The sequence below is a fragment of the Mesorhizobium sp. LjRoot246 genome (assembly GCF_964254115.1).
Classification (GTDB): Bacteria; Pseudomonadota; Alphaproteobacteria; order Rhizobiales; family Rhizobiaceae; genus Mesorhizobium.
Genome location: NZ_CAXUSN020000001.1, coordinates 2,834,400 through 2,860,859 on the forward strand (window position 1 = coordinate 2,834,400; position 26,460 = coordinate 2,860,859).

Here is a 26,460-nt window from a genome sequence, read left to right on the forward strand (position 1 = left end):
GATGACGAAGTTGGGGAGCTTCAGCCAATTCCAAATGTCTCTACTTGTCGACTTCCGGATCGCCTCGGCGGTCATCGGCGTGAAGAAGTTCACCAGATTGCCATCCGGGAGACGAAATTCATCGCGTTGTTCCTTGATTACCGGAGCCGTTGCCGGTCCATGATCGCCTTATAGACCAGTCCTCCTGACAGCCTACCGTCAGGAGGCTGACCAGACGGCTGGCAGGCCGAAGGCAGCGAACAGGTCGGGACCGAGCGGCGCGACATAGACCGTCAGCGAGGCGATCTGGCCATCGGCCGGTTCGATGACATGCAGGGACTGCGCGCGCCATTCGGGTTCCTGATGGCGCCGCGCATAGAGCGCGACGGCTGGCTGGCCGTTGGCGCGAGTGGCAACCGCATAATAGCCGGCGAAATTGCCCCACACGGTTTTGAAGAAACCGTGGATCGCCTGGCGCCCGTGATACCAGTCGCGCCATGGTGGCATGTGGTAGGTTGCGTCCTCGCGCAACAGTTCGACGAAGCCGTCGAGATTGGCGGCCTGCCAGGCCTGCATGTAGCGTTCGAGCAGCAGGCTCTCTTCGCGGTTGGGCCGCTCGCGCTGCAGGGCGCGTCCTTGGGGATAGCGCATTGCCAGCGTTGCGCGGGCGCGCTGCAGGGCGCTGTTGATCGAAGCGGTCGTACCTCCCAGCAAGTGCGCCGTCTCCAGCGCCGACCAGCCCAGCACGTCGCACAGAAGCAGCGCGGCGCGCTGCCTCGGTGGCAGAAGCTGGATGGCGGCGACGAAGGCAAGCTGCACCGCTTCGCGGGTCTCGTAGCGCGCGTCCGGGCCGGGCTCGCCGTCGACAAGATCCGGCAGTTCGGCGTCCGGGTAGGGCTCCAGCCAGGCGAGTTCGGCGGCTGGCCCGGCAGCGGCGCGCCCCTCGGTCGGCGGCCGTCCGGGCTGCTCGATGACCCGATGCGCTGACGACCTCGCCTTGATGGCGTTGAGGCAGCTGTTGGTGGCGATCGTGTAGAGCCAGCCGCGCGGCGAACCGCGCCCGTCGAATTGGGAGCGGCCGCGCCATGCCCTGAGGAACGTCTCCTGCACGAGGTCGTCGGCCTCGTGCAGCGAGCCCATCATCCGGTAGCAGTGCAGCTTGAGCGCGCGGCGGTGGGCCGTTGTCAGGCGCTCGAAGGCCAGCCGGTCGAGGACCGGCTGGCCTTCCGGCTCAGAGGCGCCAGGAGCGTCTGTCATATCGAGCCCACAATGCTGAGTTCGCCCGGCATCCTGCGCGCCTCATGCCGCCGCCGCAAGGCCGCTGCCGCTGACCGTGAAGGAGACGCCCTGCAGCCTGCCGCCGGCGAGCGTGACCACGGCGCGCCCGACATCGGCCGGCGTCTGCACATCGGTCATGCTGGCAAGGAAATCCGCCGGGCTGATGCCGAGATAGGCCGAAACGCCTGAAATGCCGGCCTGACCGACACCGGTGCCGGCCATGATGCGCATCGGCACCAGTGCCATGAAGCGCAGGCCGAGGCCAAGCCGGTCGGCCTCCTTCTGGCAGTGGGCGGCGAGGAACATCTGCATGCGCTTGGCGCCGGAATAACCACCGGAATTCGGCGGCCCGCCGCTGAGTGCCGCGCCACTGGAGATCAACACCACGCGGCTGCCCGGCTTCAACCCGCCCTGGAGGGCCGCCTTGCAGAACAGAAATGACGCCTTGACGTCCATGTCCCAGTTCGCGGAGAAATCCTCCCAGCTCTGGTCCTGCACGGGCGCTGACGGGGCCAGCGCACCGGCACAGATCACCAGCACGTCCGGTTGCAAGGCAGCGAACACCGCATCGGGCGCCGTGTCCTGCGTGGCGTCGGCGGCAAGGGTCTTCACCCGGGGATGCTCCCAGGATAGTTCCTGAAGGGGTTGCGTGCCACGGGCAACGGCAAGCACCGCCGCGCCCTCGCTCAGCACGGTTTCGACGATTGCGCGGCCGACACCCCGGCTGCCTCCGACAACAACGACATTTTGACCTTGCAACGATCCCATGGATCACCTCGCTTTTTCCGGCCCGGAGGATTCCGGTGCCTGTAGCTGAAGACAGTGGGGATGGGCAGAAATCATCGGTGCGGGCGAAAGTTTTTTCTGCGGCGCTCTCAGGAACCCACCGCCGAGTTCTGTGGCGCCCCCCTCTGGCCTGCCGGCCATCTCCCCCGCAAGGGCAGGGGAATCGCATTTGAGTAAGAGTGCGTCTTGCGCCGAGTTAAAAGATTGATTCTTTAGCGGCCTTCTCCTTGAAGATGAGGCCGTATGTCGTTTCTGTTTTCGATTTTGCGTGAAGTCCGGGACCCGCGTGACGTCAACGCGCGTCATGATCTGGCGGAGCTTCTGTTCTTGGCTCTGGTTGCCACGCTTTGTGGTGCCAAGAGCTGTGTTGATATTGCCGATTTCGTCGAGGGGCGGGAAGACGAGCTGAAAGAAATCGTGACGCTGGAGCATGGCTGTCCAAGCCACGATACGTTCAGCCGGGTGTTTCGACTTCTTGACGCCGAGGAGCTTTCGCGCAGCTTTGCCGCCTTCATGGCAGCGTTGCGACAAACGCTTGGGCCTTCGCCGCGCGGCGTGGTGGCGGTCGACGGCAAATCGCTGCGGCGCGGCTACACCAAGGGTCGGGTCTTTATGCCGCCTTTGATGGTGAGCGTGTGGGACGCCGAGACAAGGTTGTCGATTGCCGCTGCCCGCGCGCCCGAAGGCGACGAGGTCACAACCACACTGGATCTTCTGAAGAGCTTGGATTTGAAGGGCTGCACGGTGACGGCGGATGCGCTGCACTGTCGTCCCGACACGGCCAAGGCGCTGATCGGCAAGAAGGCGCACTATGCGCTGGGGCTGAAGGGCAATCGCCCCAAGCTGTTCGCCGCAGCAGAGCGAAGCTTCGCCGCAGCCGGCGAGATCGCCTTCTTCGAGACCAGCGAAAGCAGCCATGGCCGTACCGAAACGCGAAGAGCCTCGGTGCTGCCGCTCAAGCGGCTGCTCGACGCGCCGGACTTTCCCGGCCTCAAGGCGATCGGCCGCATCGAAGCCACCCGCAGCGTGGCAGGCGGCAAACCCACCACCTCGGTCCGCTATGTCGCACTTTCCAAAGTGCTCATGCCCAAAAGACTGGCCGAGACCGTCAGAGCACATTGGACCATCGAGAACCAGTTGCATTGGAGCCTCGATGTCGTCTTCCACGAGGACGATGCCCGAACCCGCAAGGATAACGGGCCGCAAAACCTGGCCATCATCCGACGTCTCGCTCAAAACATCTTGCAAGCCCATCCGATCGACAAATCCATCGCAGGCAAGATGCGAAGAGCCAGATGGAACAAAGACTTCCTCTTCCAGCTCTTTACTCATATGCGATAGCCCTGCCCGCAAGGGGGGAGATTGGCCGTCATCACGACCTTCGCCAATCTTCGACGTTGCAGGAGGAGTGCGGGCGCCCAAGCTGCCGATCTCCCCCCTTGAGGCAGGGCTGTCCGGGGAAAGTCATTCATAGGTGAAGCACATCTGGTTTGGGGAGTAATTGGGTTTTCGTTGACTTGGGTTGACGGGTGGCGGTTTGTCGATGGCGGCGATGTTTCGGCGCTCGAAGAGGCATCGGTTGACCAGATCGGTGAACCTGAGGATTGGCATGGCGATACGGTAGGCGCGAGCGGCGATGCGCAGCAGCGCATAGGCGACCATGGCGGCGAAGAGTTGCAGGCGGATGGCATTGTCGTTGTTGCCGAGGAACTTGCGGATTTTGAGATGCTGCTTGATCCAGCGAAACAAGAGTTCGATCTGCCATCGGCCTTTGTAGAGCTGTGCGATCTCGACGGCGGTTCGCTTGAGGTCGTTGGTCAAGAGCGTGATGGTGTCGCCGTCATTTCGCTTGAGGATGAGCCGGCGCAACGGGATTGCCAGTTTGCTGTTGGTTTTGCTGGCAAGACTTACGTTGGCATCCTCCAGGATGGTGAAGCCATCACCCTGAGTTTGGGCGATGCGACGCTGGCGCTCGACCTTGAGACCCATATTGGATTTGGGCCGCGTGACGAAGAAGGCCTTGGCGGTGGCGATCGCCGTCCACCAGCCGTAATGGCAATAGCCCTTGTCGAACACGTAGGTGGCGCCCTTCTCGATGGTGATCGTGCGGCCGATCTGGGCATCGTTGACGTTGGCATCGGTGATGTCGAGGACGCGCGGGCAATCGCTGTCGGGATCGTAGACGACATGCATCTTCATGCCACGAATGCGGCCGTTCGACTTGGCCCAGGCGCAGGTCTTGCCGAGCGGAATAGGCGTGGAATCGATCAGCCGCAGCATGGCCGTGCCCTCACGGCGCGTCTGCCGGTCAAGTTGGCCGGCAAGCAGACCGAAAGTCTCGGCAAAGAGACCAACGGGGCGGCGGCGGTTGGCATCCGACAAGGTCGAGCGGCGCAACCGGTCGGTGCCCAGATGATAATGGTGCTGGCAGTTGGCGTTCCAGCCGGCTTCCAGGCTACGCAGGCTGTCGGCGCCACTGAGCTGCGCATAAACCAGCACCATCAGGTGGTCCCAACTCTTGAACGACTTGTCGTAGGCATCCCCGTCATGGCTATCCACAACCGTCTGAAAGCCGCGCCGATTGATCGGTTCAACCAGCTTGCCAAGAATGCTAGGTGTAAAGCGCATGCTCCGTTCCCTTTCTGAGTCTCGACAACCAGAAGGTAGACGGAAAACCGCCGTCTTACGGGGCATGCGCATGCGGCATTTCGATTCAGCTGACGTTTTCCCCGGACAGCCCTGCCCTTGAGGGGGAGATGTCCGGCAGGACAGAGGGGGGCGCCGTAGAACTCTACCTTCAGCCCGTTCGCTTACGCGCTCAGCAGCGCCAGTTCCTCAGGCGTCAAACGCCGCGCCGTGCCCTTGGCGAGGTCGCCGAGCGGCAGTTGGCCTATGGCGATGCGGATGAGGCGCAGCACCTCGATGCCGTGCGCGGCGAGCAGGCGACGGATGTGGCGGTTGCGGCCTTCGTCGAGCACGATCTCCAGCCAGGCGGTACGGCCGCCGCTGCGCAACAGTTCGATCGAATTGGCGGTCAGGGTCTCGCCGTCGACGGTCACGCCGGCGCGGAACTTGTCCAGCACCGTCGCGTCGGGCACCGTGCCGATCTGCACGTGATAGGTTTTCGGCAAATGCGAGGCCGGGTCCATCAGCCGGTTGGCAAACCGGGTGTCGTTGGTCATCAACAGCAGGCCTTCGCTGGCCTTGTCGAGGCGACCGACCGGCGAAACGAAGGGCAAATCGAGCCCTTCGAGGCAGGCATAGACGGTGTCGCGCTGTTGCGGGTCGTCGCGGGTGGTGACCAGTCCGCGCGGCTTGTTGAGCATGAGATAGACCTTGCGCTCGGCAACCACCGGCCTGTCGTCGACGACGATGCGGTCGCGGTCGAGGTCGACGCGCATAGCGGCATTGCGCACCACCTTGCCGCCGACACGCACGCGGCCTTCGGCGATCAGCACCTCGGCCTGCGTGCGTGAGCACAGGCCAAGCTTGGACAGCGCCCGGTTCAGGCTGACGCCTGGGCCGGCTGGCCTGCCGGTGTTTCGTGTCTGCCGTGGTGTCATGCCGTCGTCTGCGTTGGTGGAGCCGACAGATGCCATGGGCCGCATTGGCTTCGCAAGCGTGCTGCTGCCTTCGCATGCAAGGCATGGAGCAACGACGGCATCCGCACTGCCTGGAATGGCGATATTGGGGGCCGACCTTGCAGATCCTGAAGGCGGTCTGCGAACGCTGCTAAGTAAGGGGCCGGTCAGGTTGGGCCGGAGCACCGCGTCTGGAATGGTCGCAGTCGTTGCAAATATCAACCGTCGTCCGACCCTTGCCCTGAAGCGCGCCGGGCGAGGGTGCGGATGCGGTCGGCGACGGCGCTGTCGACCGGGTTGTAGACGGTCAGGCTCAGATCCGGGCGGCCATCGACCGCGAAGCCCGAATATTCCAGTTCGATATCACCGAGTTCCGGGTGCTTCAGGCGCTTTGTCCCGTCGCCGTGGCTGAGCACGTCGTTTTCGCGCCACAGCGCCTCGAATTCCGGGCTGGCGCTGCAAAGTTCGTCGACGAGCTCGCGCACCTCGGAGACAGCGCCGGCGCGCGCCGCATCGGCGCGGAACGCGCCGACCACGAAACGGGCCAGGTTTTTCCAGTCGTGCTGCTTGGCGCGGATATGGGGACTGAGGAACATGAAGCGCAGGATGTTGCGCTGGCCGGCGGGCAGGGCACTGTAGTCGGTCAGCACCACTTGCGCGGCGCGGTTCCAGGCAACGACATCCCAGGTGGCGGTCTTGATCAAAGCGGGGCTGGCATCGAGCGTGTCGATGAGGCGCTGCAGCCGCGGGCTGACGCCCTCGGCACCGGTGTAGCGCACCTCGGGCGGGCGCCCGAGCCCGAGCATGAAAAGATGCTCGCGCTCGGCCTCGGTCAGCAGCAGACCCTTGGCGATACGGTTCAGGACATCGGCGGAGGGCGCGCCGCCACGGCCCTGTTCCAGCCACGTGTACCAGGTCGGACTTATGTTGGCGCGCTGGGCGACCTCTTCGCGGCGCAGCCCCGGCGTGCGCCTGCGCCCGGAAAACCCGAATGATGCGGGATCGAGCCGGGTACGCCGGTCTTTGAGGAATGCTGCCAGTGAGCCGGCGGAATTGATGGACATCCTGTTAGCCATTATACCATGATAAGATCACTACTTTAATGGAATAATAGACCGGAGATACTGCGCGGGCAACTGTGCAGGAGATTTTGCATGCGTATCTTTCTTACCGGCGCGACCGGTTTCATCGGTTCGGCACTGGTTGCCGAACTCATCGAGGCAGGCCACCAGGTGGTCGGCGTCACACGCTCCGATGCCGGCGCCGAGGCGCTGGCCGCCGCAGGCGCCGAGGTGCACCGGGGAACCCTCGAAGAACCCGAGGGGCTGCGCGACGGAGCGGCCAGTGCGGACGGCGTGATCCACACCGCGTTCGACCATAATTTCTCGCGGTTTGCCGAGAATTGCGAAAAGGACAAGCGCGTCATCGCAGCACTCGGCGCCGCCCTTGCCGGTTCCGACCGGCCGCTGGTGATCACCTCCGGCGTCGGCATGGGCAGCCCCGGACATGGCCAGTTGGCGATCGAGGACGTCTTCAACGCCAGCCACCCCAATCCGCGCATTGCCTCCGAGCTGGCCGGCAATGCGCTTCTGGAGGCCGGCATCAATCTGTCGGTGGTGCGGCTGCCGCAGGTCCACAACCCGGTCAAGCAAGGCCTCATCTCGCCGCTTATCGAGATCGCGCGTGAAAAAGGCGTCTCGGCCTATGTCGGCGAAGGCCGCAATCGCTATTCGGCCGGCCATCTGCTGGACGCGGCGCGGCTTTACCGGCTGGCCGTGGAAAAGCGCCAGCCGGGAGCGCGCTATCACGCGGTCGGCGAGGAAGGTGTCGACGTGCGCGCAATCGCCGAGGCACTTGGCCGGGGCCTGAAATTGCCGGTCGTTTCCATCGCGCCGGAAAAGGCGGCGGAACATTTCGGCTGGATGGCGATGTTCGCGCCCATGGACCTGCCGGCCTCCAGCGCGCTGACCCAGGCACGGCTCGGCTGGCAGCCGACCGGCCCGACGCTGATCGCCGATCTCGACGCCATGCGATACGCCGCTTGACGGGCTGAAGCCTCGGAGCCGAAGCGGACGATACAGGGCCGGTAACCTCAATGAGGTTACCGGCCCTTTTCCGTGCGGTGCAATCAGCCCCTCACCTAGGGATCACCGCGTAGCGCAGATGGACGAGCCCATGCGCCAGCGCCTCGCAGCTTTTCAGCGACAATTGTGTCTTGCCCGCCAGGCCGTTTTCGCCGAACTCGACGAAACCCTGGTTGGCGGCCCGCCCATCGATCGCGGGTGCAACGAGCAGGCTCAATTCATCGACGAGCCCAGCCGCGAGGAAGGAACCGTTGATGCCGGCGCCACCTTCGAGCAGCAGCCGGCGGATGCCGAGTTCACGGCCGAGAACCTCGAGCATTGCGGCAAGATCCATGTCTGCCGTTTCCGAGGCGATGTAGGACACGCCATCGGCAGCGAGTTCGGCCAGATGGCTGTCGGCAACATCATGCCCAAGCAGCACCACGACATGGTCGCCGCCGATGTCGGGTTTGGAAAAATGCAGTTTGCCCGAGGCGTCGAGCGCCACGGCATAGGTTCCTGCATCTTTTTGAGCGAAATGATAGGGCCGGTCGACCTTGCCGGCATGCGCCGGCGGATGCGCGCCGGCCTTGCTCATCTCGGCCATGGTGACGCGGCCGACCATCCAGGCGTCGCCGGCGAGGTCATTGTGGATGTGCTCGTAGAGGCTCGACCATTCCGCCCGGGTCCCGTCCGGACTTGTCGTGTAGCGGCTCGGGTGGAGGCCGCCGTCGAGTGATGCGAGCATGTGGCAGATGATTTGCGGCTTCATACGGGTTCTCCAGATCACAAAAGCTTCGCGAGTCAGTCCAAGGTAGTGCCGGCCAGAGGGAATGGAAGCCAGGCGCCTCAGGGAGATGTTGCCCACGCCGCAAATCAAAAATCCGAGAATTCCGATAAACTGCCCGGCACCTCTGTTATATCGATGTTGCACAAATGGTTGACCCTGGGTTAGCATCCCAGCGCAGGCGTCGGTGGGAGGCTCTTTTTACAGCGGCGGCCAGCTGGAGCGGCATGCGTTTTCGGGCGCAGGGAGGATGCTCCAACACTTTGAACCGACGCATGATCCTTCCTGAAACCGATCCCGGTTTTCGGGGTCGTGCGTTCTTGTGGAGGAGGATCCCATGAACAGACGCGAATTCCTGCTGTCGTCCGCGGCCTTTGGCGCCATGGTGCTTGCCGCACCCTCGGTGTTTGCGCAAGACAAGCTCACCATCCTGGGCTCGGTGCCCAGTCTCGGCTTTCCGTTCTTCGTGCACATGCTGAACGAGATCAAGGCGGAAGCCGCCACGCAAGGCGTCAATTTGACCGAAAGCGACGGCCAGAACTCTGCCACCAAGCAGACCGCCGACATCGAGGCGGCCTTGGTGCAGAAAGTCAACGCCATCGTCATCTCGCCGCTCGACGTCAACGCGCTGGCGCCGGCCATCGAGGAAGCGGTCAAGGCAGGCGTTCCCGTGGTGACGATCGACCGCCGCGTCGACGGCGTCGAGGGCATCCTGGCCCATGTCGGCGCCGACAACGTCAAGGGCGGCGAGGCGGAAGCCAACGCCGTGGTGGCGGCGTTCCCCAACGGCGCCAAGCTGTTCCATCTGCAGGGCCAGCCCGGTGCCGGCCCGGCGATCGACCGCAACAAGGGCGTTCACAACGTGCTCGATCCGCTGAAGGACAAGTACCAGATCGTCTTCGAGCAGACCGCCAACTTCGCCCGCGCCGAGGCGCTGTCGGTGACCGAAGCCGGCCTTGCCGCCAACGGCAAGCCGGACGCCATCGTCTGCGCCAATGATGACATGGCGCTCGGCGCCATGGAAGCCTGCGCGGCGCGCAACTTCACCGACGTCAAGATCTACGGCTTCGACGCGCTGCCGGAAGCGCTGGTCGCGGTGCGCGACGGCAAGCTTGCCGGCACTGTCGAGCAATTCCCCGGCGAGCAGTCGCGCACCGCGGTGCGCATCGCGGTCGCCTTCGCCAAGGACAAGACCGAACCGAAGGAGAAGCTGGTGCTGTTGACGCCGATCGTGATTGGTAAGGACAATCTGGACAAGGCGGAGCGGATTGGCGAGACGAAGTAGGGGGCGATTGGAAAGGTCGGCAGGACAGAGGGGGGCGTTCAAGCGCCGACGAGCGAACATGACTGCATGGAAGGAGCCACCCTTGCCGCCTGCTGCAGCTGAGGCCACTACCCCATTGCCCATCCTGCTCGCCGTCGAGGGCATCACCAAGCATTTCTCGGGCGTGACGGCGCTCAGCGACGTCTCGCTCGACATCCGCCCCGGTGAAATCCTTGGCCTGCTCGGCGAAAACGGCGCCGGCAAATCGACGCTCCTAAAGATCCTGTCGGGCGTCATGCCGCCCTCCAGCGGGCACATCATTTTCGACGGCGCCGACTATCATCCATCCAGCCCACAGGATGCCAAGCGGCTCGGCATCGTCACCATCTACCAGGAGCTCAGCCTGATCCCGACGCTGACTGTGGCGGAGAACATTTTTATCGGCCGCGCGCCGGTAGGACCGCTCGGGCTGGTGAGCTGGAGGCGCATGGAGCAAGAGTCCCGCGCGATCATCGCCCGCGTCGGCCTGTCCATCGACCCGATGACGCCGGTCTCGGCGCTGTCGGTGGCCGAACAGCAACTGGTCGAGATCGCCCGTGCCCTATCGCTGAAAAGCCGGCTGATCATCATGGACGAGCCGACCTCTGCGCTGACCGAGACCGAGGTGCAGCGGCTGCTGTCGATCATGGGCCGGCTGCGCAAGGACAAGGTCGCCATCATGTTCGTCACCCACCGGCTGGAGGAGGCGTCGGCCATCTGCGACCGCATGACGGTGCTGCGTGACGGCAGGCTGGCCGGGCATCTTGACCGCGAGGGCGGGCCGATCGCGCTGCCGAAAATCATCGAGAAGATGGTCGGCCGTGCCGCGTCCGAGCTCTATGCACGGCCGGCGCAGCGCGCGGTTGCCGGCGATGTCGTGCTGTCGGTGCGCGGCTTGCGCACCGTGCGCGACCCCGAGGCGCCGCACGCCATCGTGCTCGACGGCGTCGACATCGATCTCAAGGCCGGCGAAATCCTCGGCGTCGCCGGCCTCGTCGGCTCGGGCCGCACCGAACTGGCGCGCGCCATTTTCGGCGCCGACCGCATCGCGGCCGGTACCATCACGCTCGACGGCAAGCACATCGCACCGGCATCGCCCGCCGATGCCATCGCGCTCGGCATTGGCCTGGTGCCGGAAGACCGCAAGCATCAGGCGATCTTTGCCGCGTTGGGCATCCTGCCGAATTTTTCCGTCGCTTCGCTGGGCAGTTTCAGCAACGGTTTCGGCTTCATGGCCGAACGGCGTGAGCGCGATGCACTGGCGGGTTTTCGCAAGATGCTGTCGATCCGCATGGCCTCGGCCGAGCAGGCGATCGAGGGCCTGTCGGGCGGCAACCAGCAGAAGGTGATCCTGGCGCGCTGGCTGGCGCGCGATCCAAAAGTGCTGATCGTCGACGAGCCGACACGCGGCGTCGATGTCGGCGCCAAGACCGAGGTGCACCAGATCTTGGTGCAGCTTGCGGCGCGCGGCATAGCGGTGATGATGATCTCGTCCGAACTGCCCGAGGTGCTGGCGGTTTCGGACCGCATCGTCACCATGCGTCGGGGACGCATTACCGGCCAGATGCCGGGCGTCGAGGCAAACGAGGAAAGACTGATGGAACTGATGGCACTCGACCGCAAGGAGACACTATGAGCGTGGCCGGGGAACAGGACCAGCGCGGCGGCATCAATTTCGCGCGGCTTCTGATGAGTTTCGGGCCGCTGCTGTTCCTTGTGGCGCTGATCGTCGTCTTCACGGTGCTGAAGCCGAGCTTCATGGATCCGATCAACCTGTTCAACATCACAAGGCAGATCTCGATCACCGGGCTGATCGCGCTCGGCATGACCTTCGTCATCCTCACCGCCGGCATCGATCTGTCGGTCGGCTCGCTGCTTGCCTTCTGCGGCATGGTCGCCGCCGTGGTGGCCAAGGGCGGCACGGCCAACACGCTGTCGCTGTCGACCTCCGGAACGCAAGGTTTTGGCTGGTTCGCCGCCCTGCTGGCCGCCATCGTGGTGGGAGCTGCGGCCGGCTGTGTGCAGGGGCTTGTCATCACCCGTCTGAAAGTGCCGCCCTTCGTCGTCACGCTCGGCGGGCTGACGGTGTTCCGCGGGCTGACGCTGACCATCTCCAATGGCGGCCCGATCTCGGGCTTCGATGCCTCGATGCGCTGGTTCGGCACCGGGCTGATCGGTCCGGTGCCGGTGCCGGCGCTGATCTTCGCGGCGGCCGCCATCCTGTGCCACATCGTGCTGCGCTACACGCGCTACGGCCGCGCCGTCTATGCCGTCGGCGGCAATGCCGAGGCGGCAAGGCTGTCGGGCCTGCGCGTCGATCGCATCCTGGTCTCGGTCTATGTCATCGTCGGCTTCTTCGCGGGGCTGGCCGCCTTCGTGCTGTCGGCAAGGCTCAACTCCTCGGAAGCGGTGGCCGGCATCGGCTACGAGCTAACGGTGATTTCGGCCGTCGTCATCGGCGGCACCTCGCTGTTCGGCGGCATCGGCTCGGTCGGCGGCACGGTGGTCGGCGCGGCACTCATCGGTGTGCTGCAGAACGGGCTGCAGTTCAACAACGTCTCGTCCTACACGCAAAGCATCGTCATCGGGCTGATCCTGATCCTGGCGGTGGCGTTTGATCGGTGGCTGAAGTCGCGGGTGCGACGGTGAGGGTAAAGGGGCTGTTGGCGCTCTACGGCGCCCCCCTCTGTCCTGCCGGACATCTCCCCCCTCAAGGGGGGAGATTGGCTGTCCGTTCTGCTTTCGCCAATTTTCAACGTTGTAGAGAAAGCGGCGAAGACGAAGCTGCCAATCTCCCCACTTGAGGGGGAGATGTCCGGCAGGACAGAGGGGGGCGCCTCGCTCTGTCATTGCCAGGTAACCCCATTCCTTGCAAAACATTCGCTCTTTGCTAGAAAGACCGGGGGCGGGTGGCATCGTGAGAGAATCTCATGTTTGCCGATATCATCAGGCCGATCAGCTTGAGTTTTTCGCTGCTGCGGCGGTTCTGGCCGCAACTTGTCGCACTGGTGCTGGCCGGCGTGCTGGTCGGCGATCTCCTCATGCAGCTGGCGGCGAAAGTGGCGCTGGCCAATCATTTCGCCGGGCTGGCGATGCTGACGCTGGTGGCGCTGGTGCAGCTGGTGGTGACGGTGGCGATGTTCCATGTGCTGCGCCCCGGCCTGCCGCATGTGCTGGCCGCGCAACGCGCCGCCGACAAGGCCGCAACCACCGAGGCGCGAACGGAGCCGGGCGCAGCAGCGGACCGGCGCGGTTCGCGGCTGGTGCGGATGATCACCATCGCGCTGCTGCCGTTCTTTGCCTATTACGCGGCCTGGGGATTCCTCGGCGATATCGTGCGGCAATATTCGCGCGAAACACTCGACCAGGCCGATTTCGGCCAGAGCGCCAATGTGCTCGACGTGCTCGATTCTCGCTGGCTGCTGGTCTCGGTGGCGGTGTCCTGGCTGGTCCGCCGGCTGGCCAAATTCATGCAGGCCAAAGGCTCCGTGCAAGCGAAAATGGGAGCCGCTGCGTTCTGGCAGATCGTCGTGGTCATCTGCGAGACCAACTGGATCTTCGTCGGTCTCTATGTGATCAGCCGCTGGAAGGACACCGCGCTGCAATGGCTGATGAGCCACAATTTCTGGTCGGTCGTGCAGGCGTCGGCGGACGGGCTGGCGAGCCCGGTGCCGATGGCCTCGGCCGCCTCCATGGTGCCGGTCGAGATCACCTCGATTGCGCCGTCGACCGTGGCGATCAACCTGTTCTTCTACATGCTCCTGCCGCTGATCTGGCTGGTGATGGCGGCGCTGATCTATGGCTATGACGTGCGCGACGATGCCGCCCTGATGCGCGTGCACGGCCGCCTGGAGCGCGCCGGCCGGCGCTATGCCGGCCTGCCGAAATTCCTGCGCGATTTCGTAGAGCATTTCATCGCCGGCTACCGCTCGCGCTATCTGCCGATCGCCAACGGCGTGCGGCTGACGGTGAGCTCCAGCATGGTGCTCTTGTGCACGCTGGTCGTCGGCTACCGCCTGCTCGACTGGGGCGCTGCCTGGCTATGGCTGGGTGCGACGCGGTTGATCGGCCCGCACGAGCTCGATGTCTGGCAGATTTTTTCGTATGGCGTGACGCTGCTGTTCGGCAGCCCGTTCCAGGATTCCTCCACCGGCATCCTGATCGAGCCGCTGCGCATATGCTTTCTCGCTGCTGTGCTGGAGACGGCGTTTTCGATGGCGAAGCGGGCGGGGACAGGCGGGGCTGTCGAGGCATCGAAGTAGATGATTTTGTTGGCGCTGACCCTGCAGAACGTGGGTTCCTCGCCTCCGCAAAGCGGGGGAGAGGTGGCCGCGAAGCGGTCGGAGAGGGGGCTGCGGCGCTGGTGGGTTCCATACAATCATTAAAGGCCGCGCCAGCCCCCGCTCCGTCTCGGCTTCGCCGAGCCACCTCTCCCCCACGTCCGAGGGGGCGAGGAACCCAAGTTCTGGGAGGGCGGCTCACTTCGGCGGCCTTTGGAAGCGCAGATACCACGGCCGCTCGCTGCCCAGCCCAATGGCCGGGCGGATGGTCTTGACGGCATCTTCGGGCACGATGAAGGTCTCGCCGATGGTGATGACGTCGCCCTTTTTGGCGCCGGAGAAGATCGCCGAGGTGCAGTTCATCACGCCGTCCGGCAGGCTGACGCCGCTGATGAAATCCGGCAGCCAGCGGCGGCCAGCGGCGTCGGTCAGCATCACCTTGCAGCCCAGCCACTGCTTTTGCAGATCGGGATCGCCGACCGTCACGGAGAAGGTGGCGATGACGGCGAAGGCGTGCTCGGGCAAGCGGCCGGCCTTGCCGCCGCGCAGGTCGGCCAGCCGCCAGTCGCTGCCGCCGAACGGCACGGACTGGCCGAAATCGACATCCCTGGCGATGAGGTCTTCGCCGTGTAGCCATTCACGGACGCTGTCATACCCGGTCGCGGCCAGCGTCAGCGGCAGCAGGATTGCCAGTGCGACAAGACTGCGCCGGCGCCATTTTTTCTCAGCCTGCCGGTCATCGCCGGCGGGTTCGATGTCGGTCGAAACTGCGGTCATGTCTTCCCTTGCGCCGGGTCGTCGAGATCGTACTCCGGCAAGACATTCGCCGGCTGGCCATCGGCGCCGGTCGCCAATGCATCGAGGCTGATGCGGGCCTGGGCGTCGAGTGGGCCGAACTGGCGCGCGGCAATAAGCAGGCTGGCGCCACGGATCTGGTCTTGCGGCACCTCGAAGACGAACAGGCCGCGTTTTTCGAGGCCCGGATCGACGGCATGCGGCGGCATGTCCTGGCGATAGCTGAGCCGCTCCGTCTGGTGGTAGCGCAGGCCGGTCGGGCCTTGCCAAATGCCGTCGGCGACCATGGTGGAGGTGCTGATGGCGGTGAGATTGGTCGTCACAACGGCCCACAGGCCGCTGGTGGTCAAAAGCTTTTCCTGGCCGAACTGGTCGGTCTTCAGCGTGCGGGCGAAGACCACTCTGTCGAGGCGGACATCGAAGCTGCGCGCCCGCACCGTGTCATGCATGGCGCCGTCGAGCGGGATCGGGGCGGTCAGCTCGGCGTAGTGCGGCTTGGACACCTGCATGCCGTAGCCGAGCGCCACGGTCGCGCAAAGGATCAGGAGATTGCCGATGGCCCGGATCCTCATGAGCCGCTCTCGGGCAGGTCGGCGACCGGCAAGGCGACAGTGCCAAGCCGGTAGGGATTGAACCAGCCGGGGGTGCCGTAGAGATTGTCGCGCGGCTTGAAGGTCTCGGCGGTGATGCCGAAGCTGAGATTTGCCGGTACGGCGGCGTCGCGGGCAAGTGGCCAGACATAGGCCATGCGCTCGGTCATGCCGGGATGCAGTTCCGGCGTCAGCGTCGAATCGCGGGTCAGCACGACCATTGGCATGGGGTCGGGCAGGGCAAGCCCGTCCGGCTTGAAGACATTGAAATAGGCCTTGTCGGATTGCGCCGTTCGGTTGGTCAGGTCGGCCTCCAGCACCAGCGCCTTTTGGCCTGGTTTCAGCGGCACGCCATAGACCTTGGCGCGGCTGACATAGGCGCGCACCGGCTGGACGCGCCAGCGCCCGGCATCGATGGCGGCATCGGGCGGCAATTGCGGCGGGGCGTGGGCGGGCAGGGCGCCGAAGGCCCCCATCAGGCCGGCGACGAACAGGGCGGCAATGGTTCCCGCGCCGGCCGTTATCCAGGTCTGAAGTCTTGAGCGGGCAGTCTTGAACATTCCAAACTATGCACGTCGAACGATCAGCCACCCACGCGCAGTCTAGAAAGAAAAAATGGCCGATGGAACCCGCAAATGGCTGGTCCAGATCTCACGCAGCTTTACGTGCCCAGAGAAGGTGGCCGTACCGCCGGAAGAAGCGCGCCACCAGCCGCTGCTGCTTGGCCCTGATCAAATCGGGCAGGCGCCGCTCCTGGCGCCAGCGCGGCATGTTGCGCCAGCAGGCGATGAGACGGACGGCATCCTCGATGGCTTCCTCCGCCGACTGCGCCGGGCCGATCGCGGCCAGGAACAGCGCCTGCGACGGTTTCAACTCGTCGATCACCGCCTTGCGCCTGACATGATCATGGCGCGCGTGAGCGATGCCGTTGCCGCGGATGGCTTCGAAGGCTTCGAGGAGGGCAGGGCTGTCGCCAGTGTAACCGCAGGTGCGGGCGAAATCGGCGGCGTCCATCGTCACTCCCGGGGCTCGATGTGACGGCGGTTCAAATCCCGACTCACATTTACGAGTTAATATAAGCATAACTCAAGTACATGGAGAAGAAAAACTTTTGGGACTGTTTGAAAACTGCGACTCGACTCCCGGCACAAAACGCAGGAATATGTGAACAAATCAGGAACAAAAGGAGCGAGGAGGGGCGATGGCATTGCCGGGAAAGGAACCAACAATCGCACATGTCGCCTCGATCTCGGTCGAGTGCGCCGATTGCGGGCGCAACAGGTGGTGGCGGCCCGATCAGCTGAAGCGGTTCGGGGTGACGGGGAATACGCCGCTGTCCGCTCTGTCGGGCCGCATCGTCTGCTCGGCCTGCCGCGCCGACGGACTGCCGGGGGCAACGGTTACGATCCAGGCGGCGTTTGTCGACGAGCGCCAGCGCGTGCGCAGCGAAGCGCGGATGCTGAATGAGCGCGAGGTGCCGCTGGAGGGATCGCGGCGAGCTTGAGGGGAGAGGGCGTGGAGATCCAGCGTCCGTCGTCGCGTTCTGTGGCGCCCCCCCCCCCTCTGTCCTGCCGGACATCTCCCCGTCAAGGGGGGAGATTGGCCGTCACTTAGTTTTCGCCAATCTTCAGCGTTGCAGGAATGGGTGGGGGCGTTGAAGCCATCGATCTCCCCCCTTGAGGGGGAGATGTCCGGCAGGACAGAGGGGGGCATCGTAGAGCACTGCCTCGACGATTTCTACAAATCCATGCAGCGCCGCGTCATGTGTGGGTTCGCTCTCCCTTGCGCGCCCCGTCCTCAATACCCCAGCAATTCCTTCAGCGGAATCACGCGCCAGACGTGCTTTATCGCGTAGCGGTTGAAGGTCAGCGTCTTCGGTGGATTGTACTGCTCGACGACCAGTTCGGCGGCGGTGCGCTTGACCAGCTTCTTGATGAAGGCCTTGCCGTTGCGCTCGTTTTCTTCGGGAAACGTCTCGATCACCACATGGTCGCCGGGCACGGCGTCGCGGCCGCCGCAATAGATCAGGTCGCCGGGTTCGTAGCGCGGCACCATGGAATCCGAGAGTACGTGCAGCGCGAACACCTTTGGCAAGTTGCGCACGCCCGGCGGGCGCTGGACATAGCCGGCCGGCTCGCCGTTGAAGGTGAAATCGCCATCGTCGCCGCCGACGGCCGCGCCCAGTACCTCGATATCCATCGACCCGGCGGGTAGCGGACCGGCATCGGTGACGATCTCGGCGTCGGCGACCGGGCCGGCATCGTCGAGGAAGACGACCTGCCCTTGGCCGAGTGCCACAGGGTCGACGCGCAGGAAGGCGGCGGTCTTCAGGAGGTTCTCGGTCTTGGGCAGATTGCGGCCGGTTTCCCAGTTGCCGACGGCGGCGACATCGGTGTCGTTGTGCTCGGCGATGTGGCGCATGACCAGGCCGCGCTGCTTGCGCGCCTTGCGGATCGCCGCCCCGACCTTGATCGACAGTTCCGTTTTAGCCATGGCACCCATGTGAGCGATGAAAGCGGTTCTCGTCTATGAAAGAATCGCTTGCATTAATTTTTGAGTTATGCTTTTATATGGCCATGCAAAACCTGTCCACCACTCATGGCGCCGTGGCGCCGGCCTCGCATGAGGCACATCCGGCTGATGTCGCCGGCCCCCTTCCGTCCCGGTCGTCGTCCTCCCCGACCGGGGCGAAGTCCGAGGCTCGGTGCTTGACTGCACCAGCCTCGGGTCCGGTCCGCCCGTCATCGGCGACCGGAACGGCCGGAGCCGCCGCTCCCAACGGCTCCGGCCCCCAATTCGATCGGCGCGGCGCCGACCTGCCCGCCAGGTCGTGCATCCGCACCCAAGACGGCACCGTCATCCTATTCGACAGGCAGACGGGCAGGGCGGTTTCCGCGCCCGACAAAAAGACGGCCGAAGCGCGGCTTTCGCGTCTCGGTCGAGGCTGACCAGGGGGTCCGGCAAGCCTTTCGAAAAGACAACCCTGAACCGTGTGGTCGTACCCCAATGCTTGCCTGGCGGCGCGCGGCCGAAGGCAGAACCTTGGATGGAGTCTGGAAATGGCAAGCTACACCGACGCGGAATTGCAAGAGATCGCCCGCTGGCTCGAGGACGGGCTGTCCGCCTCCAGGATCGCGGCAGCATTCAGCGCGCTGCTCGGCAGCTCGGTATCGCGCAATGCCATTATCGGCATCGTGCACCGCAACGCCATGCTAGGCGCGATCGGCTTTGCCAATGGCAAGGGCGCGCCTATCAGCACAAAGCGGGCCATAGGCAAGCGAACCGGAGCCAAGCAACCAAGCGGAACATCAGCACAAGCGAGCACCCGGCCGGCCGCCGGCACGACCGACACCGCCGTCGCTGTTACTGGCACGCGCAAGGTGGCCGCCAAGCGCGGTCGCTCGCCGGCCTGGCTGCCGCCGCGTCTGTTGGTGCGCGAGGTGGGCGTGCTGATCGCCGACGACGAAGCCTATCGTTTCAAAGTTCCGGTGCCGCCGCGCACGCCCGTCGGACGCCAGCCGCATGGCGTGGCGATGCGCTTCATCGACTGCCTATTCAACCGCTGCCGCGCGCCGTTGGATCTGACGTTGGAAGAGGACATAGACATTTCTATTGCCGAAGAGGGGGATGCACCGGGCAGCCGGCCGGGCGCCGACATGTTGTGCTGCGGGATGCGCACCAAGGCGCGGAAAAGTTATTGCACCTACCATCAGGCGCGTTTTCGGCGCCGTGTTTTTGAGGCGACGCCGGCGTGAGCCTTCCTGCAACCCTATTTCGGCATCTGCCGGCCCTGTTTGGGCAGGCCGCTCTGCGCGCTCCTTGCGTCCATCGTCATGGCCGATCTGCCTCCGTCGACCAATATGCCGGTCACCCGGGCAAAACCGGTGAACACTTTGATGGCGTCGGCTTCGGAAATCTGCGCGGCGATTGCCGCGCTGCATGCATTGAGGGCGCTGCGATAGACATGGCCGCGCCGCTCAAGCGGCCATCGTTGCAGGAAATCGGCGGCGTCGCTGACGCTGTCGATCTCTTCGATCTGCCCGTCAAGCTCTACTTTCAGAGGCACTCCGGTTTTCATCGTACCCACGGCGTTCACCTTCGCTCTGCGCGCGGCTGCACCTACCGCTTATGTAAACGCGCCGCCCCGGCGGGCGGTTGCATCACATCTTCGGCAGACGCATGCCTCTCACCGGCTGGTCACGGCGTCCAGCCAGTCATGGGCGCGGCTTTTCGGCTTGGCGATCAGTATGTTCTGTTGCCTGGCCGCCTTGGTGAGGGCGTCGAAGGCGATGCGTTGGCAGCAAGTGCCGTCGACGGCGAGCATAACCAGCCGGGCCGCCTCGACATAGCTCGGTGCTGTCTTATCGGGCCATTGCTGTCCCAGCGCCCTGGCGGCCTCGGCCACCGAGGAGACCAGCATGGTCCTGTTGTCGCAAAAGCGCAGGGTAACCGGCATGAAGGCTGTCATCGGAACCTTCCTTGGCATGGACGCGACATAACGCCCGAAGTTTCGCGCTGGTTCCATCGGCCCGGATGCCGGGCCTGCTTGCGCAGGTGTGGCCATGGGCGAGTGGCCCTTAATGTAGCTCGGCGGACGCGCTGGCAGCCTCGCAAGTCCTGGGTTCCTCGCCCCCACGGAGTGGGGGAGAGGTGGCTCGGTGAAGCCGAGACGGAGCGGGGGACGCCCTGTGCGAAGCCGGAACCAACTGCGGGATAAGGCCCTATTCGAACTACAGGTTAGGCCAATGGTTTTCCGCCGCGCTGCCCCCTCTCCGTCTCGGGCTTCGCCCGAGCCACTCTCTCCCCCACTCCCGTGGGGGCGAGGAACCCAAGTTCTGCAAAACCGAGGAGCCACTCCATGTCCAGGAAAACCAAACACGCCAAACTCCAGGCCCCAAAACTGCCGAAGGGCGAGGCCGAGCAGGTGCGCATCCGCCGCGAGGTCGGCCATGATTTCGCGCTCAGGGATGACGCCTTCGGCCGCAAGCGGCTGGCGGCGGGTACACTGGAAGCTGCCCGTGTCTACGAGGTGTCGAATGATGGCTACACCGCCACCGGCGGCATCGTGCGCGTGCGCGCTGTCGATCCGCTCGTCGGCATCGCCTCGCTGTCGCGCCAGCAGCGCGAGGCCGGCCTGCGTTACCGCGAGGATTTCCGCTGCAGCCAGCAGGCCAGTGTAAAACCGATGCACTGGACCGAGCGCGTCGACGGCGGCCGCCATGGCGGCGACATCGCCGATAGCGTGCTCGAAGCCGGCCGCGCGCACGCCGCCGCCACCAGGGCGCTAAGCCACCGGGATGTCGCCACCGTGGTGCGACAAGTCTGCTGCGCGGAAGTGTCGATCAACGGCGTGGCGGAGCAGACCGGCGAGCGCCGGGATCTGGTGACGAAGCTGCTGAAGATCGGGTTGGATCTCTTGGCGGTGCATTATGGGATGATGATGGGGAGGCGGTGAGGGAGGGGAGCGATCCGACCGGCGATGCCGGCCGGGATCGTCATTTTCACAGATCAGATTACCGGCAGATGCGGATTTCCTCGATGACCCTGTGGTGATGGCGCCAGTGCTTGATCAGCTTGATGCGGCAATGGTGGCGGCGGTGGTAATAACGCGGCCGGTAGTCATTGTCGTAGACGTCATACTGGTAATAGGGGCGGCGATAGACGTAGCGATCACCATAGTCGTAACCGTTGTAATAGTCGTCACCGTAATAGTCATCCGAATAGCCGCCAATACCGATCGTGATACGGCTGCGGGCATCCGCGGGGGCGATCATCGCCGCCGCCGAAGCAATGGCGATAACCGAAACAAGCAGGAGCTTCTTCATAGCTACCTCCTTTTCAAGGTTGGACTAATATAACCCCTGAGATGCGGCGCCGTTCCACAGATTCGTAAGATGTGACGAACGGAGCGAGCCGGGCGCGCGAAATGTCAGCAGCCGCCCATCCTTGCGGTCTCGCCAAAAACCATCTGAAGACGCGCCGGGTGCCGCTCTCTACCCCTTTGAAATCGCGATTACTTCCGCTTGCGGATAATCGCGCTCCTCTTTGTAGAGAATGATGTAACCGAGCAGTACGGTCGCCTGCCAACCTTGAGGCAATGGCTCTACGATATGACGGATCGCAGATCGTGGTGTGAGAGGTCCTTTCAAGGCCGTCAACACGGTTTCATCAAAATCCACATGCGCTCGCTGATAGCGAAACGTATAGGGTAGGGCATCCTTGAGACGCGCGAGAGCACTGGAGGCCGTCTCGTCGCCGTCGATGGCGAAGGCAATTTCTCGGTCAACATCTATTGGATACTTGGCGTCGTAGTTCTTGGGATCAACCTTTGTGGTGTCACGTTGTCGGCCTGGATCGTTGGACCCGAATCCGCTGCCGTTCCAATCAATGGCCTTCACGCCGCCGTAGTGTCGAATGAGATCGGATTCTAGGTCCACCGCCGTGAATACAAAAATCCGGACTGCCTTGAAGCTCACACGTTCAGGATCAAGGCCGACTCGATAGATGATTTTACGCGCATGGCGGGACAGGCGCTTCTGGAGCCCGGCCTCGGCGTCGGTCTTGCCGACATACACAAGCTGGTCATCAAGCAGGAGCTGATAGACGCCCTGTTCCTCGGGGACCGCCTGCAAACTCGCGCTGTTGAGTGGAGCAGTGTCAAGCCCGTCAAGCACCTCGATAAGTCGTGCCAACAGTGCGCCTGGAAGGTCGAACTCGAATTCGACGTAACCCTTCATTTCAGGAAGTCCGATCCCCCAAAGGTGAGGTGACGTTTCACGCTGCGCGCGACGATGTTCGCCAAGTCGACCGGCACGGCATTGCCGAGCTGACGCATGGTTTCGGACCATGCGCCGTGGAAGCGGAAATTGTCCGGGAACGTCTGCAGTCGGGCGCTTTCGCGCACGGTGAAGTAGCGAACGCTGCCATCTGGCCGCAGCAGCATATTCTCTCCACCCGGCACGCCATGCACGCCCGCTTTCAGGGTCTTGGCGGGTTCGTCGAGTGGGCTTCCTGTATGGCCTGTATATGATCTCGCGCCAGGCTGGAACCGATGATTGTTGTGGTCCACGGCCTTGCGCCATTCATGCTCGGGATCGGGCAGATCGCCAATCGCATCTCGCGTTGTCCGCCATGGCGCTGTTTTCGGCTTGTCATCGAGGCGAGCCGCGCGCTCTGAGTATCGATCTCCGACCTTGCGATCAGCCTTGCGGACCCTGTGTCGATCCCAATAATCGCCCTGGATCTGATCCCACAGCAAAGCGTCGAGGGAATGCGTTTCCAGCGGAAAAGCCCACTTGATGTCGAGGTCGGCGCGGAAGCCCACAAAAACCACGCGCTCTCGGCGTTGGGGGACGCCATAATTTGCTGCGTTCAACACGCGCTGAACGACACGATATTCCAAACCGGCCGGGCCGCGACGGCCGGTATGGTGTTTTTCAAGTCGGCGTAGGTGGCTTTCCCAACCCTCGTCACGTTCCGCCGCGAGTTCCGGATAGGTCATCTGTAAAAGGATGTGCGAAAAGTATGTGGCAAAGGTTTCGCGGGTAAGACCCTTCACATTTTCGAAAATGAAGGCACGTGGCTTTGTTTCCCGTAGTGCCCGGACAGCTTCCGGCCACATATCGCGGGAATCCGCATGGGCACGGTGCTTGCCACCCAACGAGAACGGCTGGCACGGCGGACCGCCCGTCACCAAGTCAATCTTGCCTTCATGCTCGCGGAAATCCACGTCGCGAACATCGCCTTCGGTCGGCTCGGGCCAATCACCAACCAAGCCGAGGCCGTCCGCTCGGTTTTCGCGAATGGTGTCACAGCACCACCGGTCCCACTCGATAACGGCCTGTGGTGCGAAGCCGGCACGGCTAACGCCCATGCCAAGCCCGCCAGCGCCCGCGAAGAGCTCGATCGATTTCATGCTATTCCCCCACGAACTGGCGCAGCTTGTTCTCTAATTGTTCACTCTGCCGCAATTCGCATTCCCAGACAACCAGTACGTTCCAGCCAAGTCGCTTCAAAGCTTCTTGTTTTAGGGCATCGCGCTCCGCATTGGCTGATAGTTTCGGTTCCCAGAAATCAAGTCTGGATTTTGGAAGGCGAGCTAGGCGACAGGCCGGATCATCGTGACGATGCCAAAAGCACCCATGAATGAAAATCGCCTTTTTGCGTTTTCCAAAAACAATGTCTGGTTTCCCAGGCAAGTCGCCACGATGGAGCCGATAGCGATATCCCATCCCGTGGAGAAGCCGACGCACGACCATCTCTGGCTTGGTATCCCTGCCATGAATACGCGCCATCCGCTCGCTGCGTTCGGTGGTCGAAAGGGTATCCACTTTTCCGTCGTCTCGTTGATTCGCGCAGATGATGTCGTGTTTTACCCAAAAAAGGGAGGGCCACTCATCTCAAAACAGCGCTCTCTCCAACGGCCCCTCCAGCGTCTCCGCAAAGGCTGTGGCCAGATGGTGACGGTCTCGGAATGCGAGTTTGCCGCCGATGAAGACATGGCACGTCGCACTGTTGCAGAAGCGGTCGGTGAGGTCGATGTAGCGCGTGTCCGGCACGCTTTTCACCACGGCACGCTCGGCGGCGGCGATGCCGTCGTTGGCGGCGTCCGCCCTTGGCGTATCGCAGTGCGGCGAGGGGGCCTCGCGCCACCAGAGCGCGCGCGCTACGCAGGAGTCGGCGAAGCTGGCGTTGATCGGCGTGTCGCGGATGACAGCCGTCTCAACGCCGGCCCGGCTGAAGGCCTGCAATGTCGAGCGCAGGCCGGCCTGCCAGCGCTCTACCTCGGCGGTGCGGCTGGCGTTGGGCATATCGCGCGTCAGATTGCCGATAGAGAATTCCGAGATCACCACCAGGCGCGGCTTGGCCTGGATGATGTCCGATATCGCCTGCTCGCGCCAGGCGTCGCATTCGGTGTAGTAGCGCTTCAGCACCGTGTTGAAGGTGGAAAGCCGCGAGGCGCGGCACGATGATTTGAGATAGGTCACCACCTTGGTGTCGTTGCGCTTGGCCGCTTCGATCAGCGGCGTCGACCAGTGGTCGGCGTGCGAATCGCCGAACAGCACGATGGTGTGGGCGGCATCCGCCGCGCCGAACACGCAGGGCTTGGGCGTCACCGTCTGGAAGTCGAGCAGGCAACTTTTGTCGACCGCACGCACGATGGAGGGTTGTTCGGCGGCCTGCACGATGCCGCGCTGTTCGGGGCTGATGTTGCGCGTGGCCAGATGCGCATTGGCGTAGGCGACCGCCACGCCGGTACCGGTCAGCACCAGCGCGGGGACCAGAACAAGTCCAGGAAATGCGCGGAGAGGTTTTGCGCCTTGAATTGCGGTGGGAAAGGCGCGGGCGCCGGCCATGAGCCAGGCGCCGCGCCGCGCCGGGTTTTCGATCAGGTGATAGGTGAAGGCTGACAGCGCCAGTGCCAGCGCGCCGCAGCCGAGGCGCTGCGGCACGCTGAGATCCGGCACCAGCATGCCGGCATAGACGATGACCGGCCAGTGCCAGAGATAGAGCGAATAGGAGAGCGTGCCGATCCATTGCAAAGGCGGCAGCGACAAGGCGGTGGCCGGGCCAAGCGCCTGCCAATTGGTCTGTCCGTTGGTCTGCTCTGCGCCTGCACCGCTCAGCAGCACCAGCACGGTGCCGACAACCGGCAGCAGCGCGTACCAGCCGGGGAAGGGCATGTTTTCGCTCAAGTGCAGATAGGCCGCCGCGATCAGCACCAGACCGAGCCAGCCTAGTGCGGCCCGCAGCCAGGCGCGGTATTGCAGGATAATTACCGGGACCAGTGTCGCCAGGCCGCCGGCAGCGAACTCCCAGGCGCGCAGCGGTGAGAAATAGAAGGCCCAGGCCGGTGCCGCACTGGTCAGCCACAGGCAGGCGGCGAAGGAGGCGAGGCCGGCCGCGCCGATCACGATCACCGTCATGCGCCGCCCCGGGCGCAGCCAGGCGGCCAGCAAAAGCAGTGCCGGCCAGGCCAGGTAGAACTGCTCCTCCACCGACAGCGACCAGAAGTGGATGAAGGGATTGCTGGCGGCGTCGGCGGCGAAATAGTCGAACGACCAGCGCAGCAGCCACAGATTGATGGCATAGGCGGAGGCGAACATGGCGCCGCGCGAATAGAGCGCCTGCTCCTGCGGCGCCAGGATGAAGTAGCCGGCGGCAAGCGTCGCCAGGATGACGAACAAAGCTGCCGGCAGAAGGCGGCGGGCGCGCCTAGCATAGAAGCGCCAAAGGTCGAGCCGGCCGGTGTCGCCGATCTCCTGCATGAGGTGGGTCGATATCAGCCAGCCGGAGATGACGAAGAAGATGTCGACGCCGGCAAAGCCGCCGGGCAGCGCGGTGAGGCCGAAATGGTAGGCGACGACGCCGCCGACGGCGAGCGCGCGCAATCCTTGTATGTCCGGCCGGAACGATGCTGCCACGACGGCTCCTTCGTGCAAGCCCAGCCCGCCCAAGCCTCGGCAGTGTCGGCCGGGTAGGCCGACGTCGCAATGCAACAAATCTTTCGCAGTGCAACATGGCCAGAATAGGGACGACGGTGATGAGAGACGGTTTGGGGTGCGCTTGTTGGGCCAAAGCCGGTGCTCGTAAGGCACCGGAAACGTTCAAACGTCGTGGCGGCGGGCTTGCCTGTTTCAAGGCCGAGCGCAAAACAGCCCCTCGTCGGGGCTGTTTTCTCGTCGGCTCGGTGGACTGCTACTTGCTGCCGCCGATCTTTTTCGCGCTGCTGCAGAATTCCGGGTGACTGTTGGTGGGGTTGGCGTCTTTCGACTCGTCCTCGCAGGCCTTCATCATCGCGGTCTGGTCGTCCGGCGTCATTGCCTTCCACGCCTTTACGAAGGCGTCGTCGCTAACCATCGTCTTCATACTGCTGTCGGTGTAGAAGGGCTGCATCTTGGCCGGGTCGTCGAGGGCCGACGTTTTAGCAAACGCCGCGCCGCCGACCATCGAAAGTGCCATGGCGCCCAAGCAGATCATTTTGATGTTCATGGCGTATCCTCCTGTTGCTTTGAGAT

Annotated in this window: 28 protein-coding genes and 1 pseudogene; 10 read left to right on the forward strand and 19 right to left on the reverse strand. The window is 63.9% G+C overall.

What is annotated here, in order from left to right:
* Positions 1–198: 198 nt before the first annotated feature.
* Together ACSQ3L_RS13695 and ACSQ3L_RS13700 are read right to left on the reverse strand one after the other, a co-directional pair.
* Positions 199–1,236, reverse strand: coding sequence for an RNA polymerase subunit sigma-70 (locus ACSQ3L_RS13695; protein WP_436160430.1), 1,038 nt, complete (start codon positions 1,234–1,236; stop codon positions 199–201).
* Between the two features lie 42 nt (positions 1,237–1,278).
* Positions 1,279–2,025 (reverse strand): SDR family NAD(P)-dependent oxidoreductase, encoded by a 747-nt coding sequence (locus ACSQ3L_RS13700; protein WP_436160431.1) that lies wholly within the window; start codon positions 2,023–2,025, stop codon positions 1,279–1,281.
* A gap of 261 nt (positions 2,026–2,286) precedes the next feature.
* Here ACSQ3L_RS13700 and ACSQ3L_RS13705 point away from each other — a divergent pair, with 261 nt between their 5' ends.
* The gene (locus ACSQ3L_RS13705) at positions 2,287–3,384 is read left to right on the forward strand and encodes an ISAs1 family transposase (RefSeq protein ID WP_436158456.1); all 1,098 of its coding nucleotides are present in this window, start codon (positions 2,287–2,289) and stop codon (positions 3,382–3,384) included.
* A gap of 123 nt (positions 3,385–3,507) precedes the next feature.
* On the opposite strand, the gene ACSQ3L_RS13710 is transcribed toward ACSQ3L_RS13705, so the two are convergent.
* The 3 genes from ACSQ3L_RS13710 to ACSQ3L_RS13720 form a co-directional block, all read right to left on the reverse strand.
* Complete coding sequence (locus ACSQ3L_RS13710) at positions 3,508–4,671, reverse strand: IS4 family transposase (protein WP_436158411.1); 1,164 nt, start codon at positions 4,669–4,671, stop codon at positions 3,508–3,510.
* A 182-nt stretch (positions 4,672–4,853) separates the two neighbouring features.
* The gene (locus ACSQ3L_RS13715; RefSeq protein ID WP_436163434.1) at positions 4,854–5,606 is read right to left on the reverse strand and encodes a pseudouridine synthase; all 753 of its coding nucleotides are present in this window, start codon (positions 5,604–5,606) and stop codon (positions 4,854–4,856) included.
* 236 nt (positions 5,607–5,842) lie between these two features.
* Positions 5,843–6,688 (reverse strand): helix-turn-helix transcriptional regulator, encoded by an 846-nt coding sequence (locus ACSQ3L_RS13720; RefSeq protein WP_436160432.1) that lies wholly within the window; start codon positions 6,686–6,688, stop codon positions 5,843–5,845.
* 90 nt (positions 6,689–6,778) lie between these two features.
* Between ACSQ3L_RS13720 and ACSQ3L_RS13725 the strand changes: the two genes are divergently transcribed.
* Positions 6,779–7,669, forward strand: coding sequence for an SDR family oxidoreductase (locus ACSQ3L_RS13725; protein ID WP_436160433.1), 891 nt, complete (start codon positions 6,779–6,781; stop codon positions 7,667–7,669).
* Between the two features lie 91 nt (positions 7,670–7,760).
* On the opposite strand, the gene ACSQ3L_RS13730 is transcribed toward ACSQ3L_RS13725, so the two are convergent.
* Complete coding sequence (locus ACSQ3L_RS13730; protein ID WP_436160434.1) at positions 7,761–8,459, reverse strand: RibD family protein; 699 nt, start codon at positions 8,457–8,459, stop codon at positions 7,761–7,763.
* Positions 8,460–8,811: 352 nt separating this feature from the next.
* On the opposite strand from ACSQ3L_RS13730, the gene ACSQ3L_RS13735 reads away from it, so the two are divergent.
* The 5 genes and pseudogenes from ACSQ3L_RS13735 to ACSQ3L_RS13755 all read left to right on the forward strand — a co-directional run bounded on the left by ACSQ3L_RS13735 (position 8,812) and on the right by ACSQ3L_RS13755 (position 14,039).
* The gene (locus ACSQ3L_RS13735) at positions 8,812–9,759 is read left to right on the forward strand and encodes a substrate-binding domain-containing protein (protein WP_436160435.1); all 948 of its coding nucleotides are present in this window, start codon (positions 8,812–8,814) and stop codon (positions 9,757–9,759) included.
* A gap of 184 nt (positions 9,760–9,943) precedes the next feature.
* Positions 9,944–10,372 (forward strand): annotated as a pseudogene (locus ACSQ3L_RS13740) (ATP-binding cassette domain-containing protein); the annotation flags it as partial.
* Positions 10,346–11,413 (forward strand): sugar ABC transporter ATP-binding protein, encoded by a 1,068-nt coding sequence (locus ACSQ3L_RS13745; RefSeq protein ID WP_436163435.1) that lies wholly within the window; start codon positions 10,346–10,348, stop codon positions 11,411–11,413. The pseudogene ACSQ3L_RS13740 and the gene ACSQ3L_RS13745, both read left to right, overlap by 27 nt.
* Positions 11,410–12,426, forward strand: a complete 1,017-nt coding sequence (locus ACSQ3L_RS13750; protein WP_436160436.1) for an ABC transporter permease — start codon at positions 11,410–11,412, stop codon at positions 12,424–12,426. The genes ACSQ3L_RS13745 and ACSQ3L_RS13750 overlap by 4 nt, the downstream gene beginning before the upstream one ends.
* Before the next feature lie 281 nt (positions 12,427–12,707).
* The gene (locus tag ACSQ3L_RS13755) at positions 12,708–14,039 is read left to right on the forward strand and encodes a hypothetical protein (protein WP_436160437.1); all 1,332 of its coding nucleotides are present in this window, start codon (positions 12,708–12,710) and stop codon (positions 14,037–14,039) included.
* A gap of 216 nt (positions 14,040–14,255) precedes the next feature.
* On the opposite strand, the gene ACSQ3L_RS13760 is transcribed toward ACSQ3L_RS13755, so the two are convergent.
* From ACSQ3L_RS13760 to ACSQ3L_RS13775, 4 genes are all read right to left on the reverse strand, one after another.
* Positions 14,256–14,834 carry a hypothetical protein gene (locus ACSQ3L_RS13760; protein ID WP_436160438.1) on the reverse strand — a complete coding sequence of 193 codons (579 nt, stop codon included), beginning with the start codon at positions 14,832–14,834 and terminating at the stop codon, positions 14,256–14,258.
* The gene (locus ACSQ3L_RS13765; protein WP_436160439.1) at positions 14,831–15,424 is read right to left on the reverse strand and encodes a hypothetical protein; all 594 of its coding nucleotides are present in this window, start codon (positions 15,422–15,424) and stop codon (positions 14,831–14,833) included. The genes ACSQ3L_RS13760 and ACSQ3L_RS13765 overlap by 4 nt, the downstream gene beginning before the upstream one ends.
* Positions 15,421–16,002 (reverse strand): hypothetical protein, encoded by a 582-nt coding sequence (locus ACSQ3L_RS13770; RefSeq protein WP_436160440.1) that lies wholly within the window; start codon positions 16,000–16,002, stop codon positions 15,421–15,423. The genes ACSQ3L_RS13765 and ACSQ3L_RS13770 overlap by 4 nt, the downstream gene beginning before the upstream one ends.
* Before the next feature lie 91 nt (positions 16,003–16,093).
* Positions 16,094–16,456: a hypothetical protein gene (locus ACSQ3L_RS13775; protein ID WP_436160441.1), complete on the reverse strand. Its 363-nt coding sequence runs from the start codon at positions 16,454–16,456 to the stop codon at positions 16,094–16,096.
* A 187-nt stretch (positions 16,457–16,643) separates the two neighbouring features.
* On the opposite strand from ACSQ3L_RS13775, the gene ACSQ3L_RS13780 reads away from it, so the two are divergent.
* Complete coding sequence (locus tag ACSQ3L_RS13780; RefSeq protein ID WP_127383501.1) at positions 16,644–16,946, forward strand: hypothetical protein; 303 nt, start codon at positions 16,644–16,646, stop codon at positions 16,944–16,946.
* Between the two features lie 293 nt (positions 16,947–17,239).
* Here ACSQ3L_RS13780 and ACSQ3L_RS13785 read toward each other — a convergent pair whose 3' ends face one another.
* Positions 17,240–17,944, reverse strand: a complete 705-nt coding sequence (locus ACSQ3L_RS13785) for an XRE family transcriptional regulator (RefSeq protein ID WP_436160442.1) — start codon at positions 17,942–17,944, stop codon at positions 17,240–17,242.
* A gap of 557 nt (positions 17,945–18,501) precedes the next feature.
* On the opposite strand from ACSQ3L_RS13785, the gene ACSQ3L_RS13790 reads away from it, so the two are divergent.
* Positions 18,502–19,197 carry a GcrA family cell cycle regulator gene (locus ACSQ3L_RS13790; RefSeq protein WP_436160443.1) on the forward strand — a complete coding sequence of 232 codons (696 nt, stop codon included), beginning with the start codon at positions 18,502–18,504 and terminating at the stop codon, positions 19,195–19,197.
* Between the two features lie 14 nt (positions 19,198–19,211).
* Here ACSQ3L_RS13790 and ACSQ3L_RS13795 read toward each other — a convergent pair whose 3' ends face one another.
* Positions 19,212–19,508 (reverse strand): DUF982 domain-containing protein, encoded by a 297-nt coding sequence (locus tag ACSQ3L_RS13795; protein WP_436160444.1) that lies wholly within the window; start codon positions 19,506–19,508, stop codon positions 19,212–19,214.
* 120 nt (positions 19,509–19,628) lie between these two features.
* Positions 19,629–19,910: a DUF982 domain-containing protein gene (locus ACSQ3L_RS13800; RefSeq protein ID WP_436160445.1), complete on the reverse strand. Its 282-nt coding sequence runs from the start codon at positions 19,908–19,910 to the stop codon at positions 19,629–19,631.
* A 390-nt stretch (positions 19,911–20,300) separates the two neighbouring features.
* Here ACSQ3L_RS13800 and ACSQ3L_RS13805 point away from each other — a divergent pair, with 390 nt between their 5' ends.
* The gene (locus ACSQ3L_RS13805) at positions 20,301–20,897 is read left to right on the forward strand and encodes a DUF6456 domain-containing protein (protein WP_436160446.1); all 597 of its coding nucleotides are present in this window, start codon (positions 20,301–20,303) and stop codon (positions 20,895–20,897) included.
* A gap of 58 nt (positions 20,898–20,955) precedes the next feature.
* Here ACSQ3L_RS13805 and ACSQ3L_RS13810 read toward each other — a convergent pair whose 3' ends face one another.
* From ACSQ3L_RS13810 to ACSQ3L_RS13835, 6 genes are all read right to left on the reverse strand, one after another.
* Positions 20,956–21,267 carry a hypothetical protein gene (locus ACSQ3L_RS13810; RefSeq protein ID WP_436160447.1) on the reverse strand — a complete coding sequence of 104 codons (312 nt, stop codon included), beginning with the start codon at positions 21,265–21,267 and terminating at the stop codon, positions 20,956–20,958.
* 168 nt (positions 21,268–21,435) lie between these two features.
* A complete protein-coding gene (locus tag ACSQ3L_RS13815) occupies positions 21,436–22,179 on the reverse strand; it encodes a GIY-YIG nuclease family protein (RefSeq protein WP_436160448.1) in 744 nt (247 codons plus the stop codon).
* Positions 22,176–23,357 (reverse strand): DNA cytosine methyltransferase, encoded by a 1,182-nt coding sequence (locus ACSQ3L_RS13820; RefSeq protein ID WP_436160449.1) that lies wholly within the window; start codon positions 23,355–23,357, stop codon positions 22,176–22,178. The genes ACSQ3L_RS13815 and ACSQ3L_RS13820 overlap by 4 nt, the downstream gene beginning before the upstream one ends.
* 1 nt (position 23,358) lies before the next feature.
* A complete protein-coding gene (locus ACSQ3L_RS13825; protein ID WP_436160450.1) occupies positions 23,359–23,772 on the reverse strand; it encodes a very short patch repair endonuclease in 414 nt (137 codons plus the stop codon).
* Between the two features lie 69 nt (positions 23,773–23,841).
* Positions 23,842–25,866, reverse strand: a complete 2,025-nt coding sequence (locus ACSQ3L_RS13830) for an acyltransferase family protein (RefSeq protein ID WP_436160451.1) — start codon at positions 25,864–25,866, stop codon at positions 23,842–23,844.
* Positions 25,867–26,140: 274 nt separating this feature from the next.
* Entirely contained in the window at positions 26,141–26,434 is a 294-nt protein-coding gene (locus tag ACSQ3L_RS13835; RefSeq protein ID WP_436160452.1) for a hypothetical protein, read from the reverse strand.
* Between the last annotated feature and the right edge of the window lie 26 nt (positions 26,435–26,460).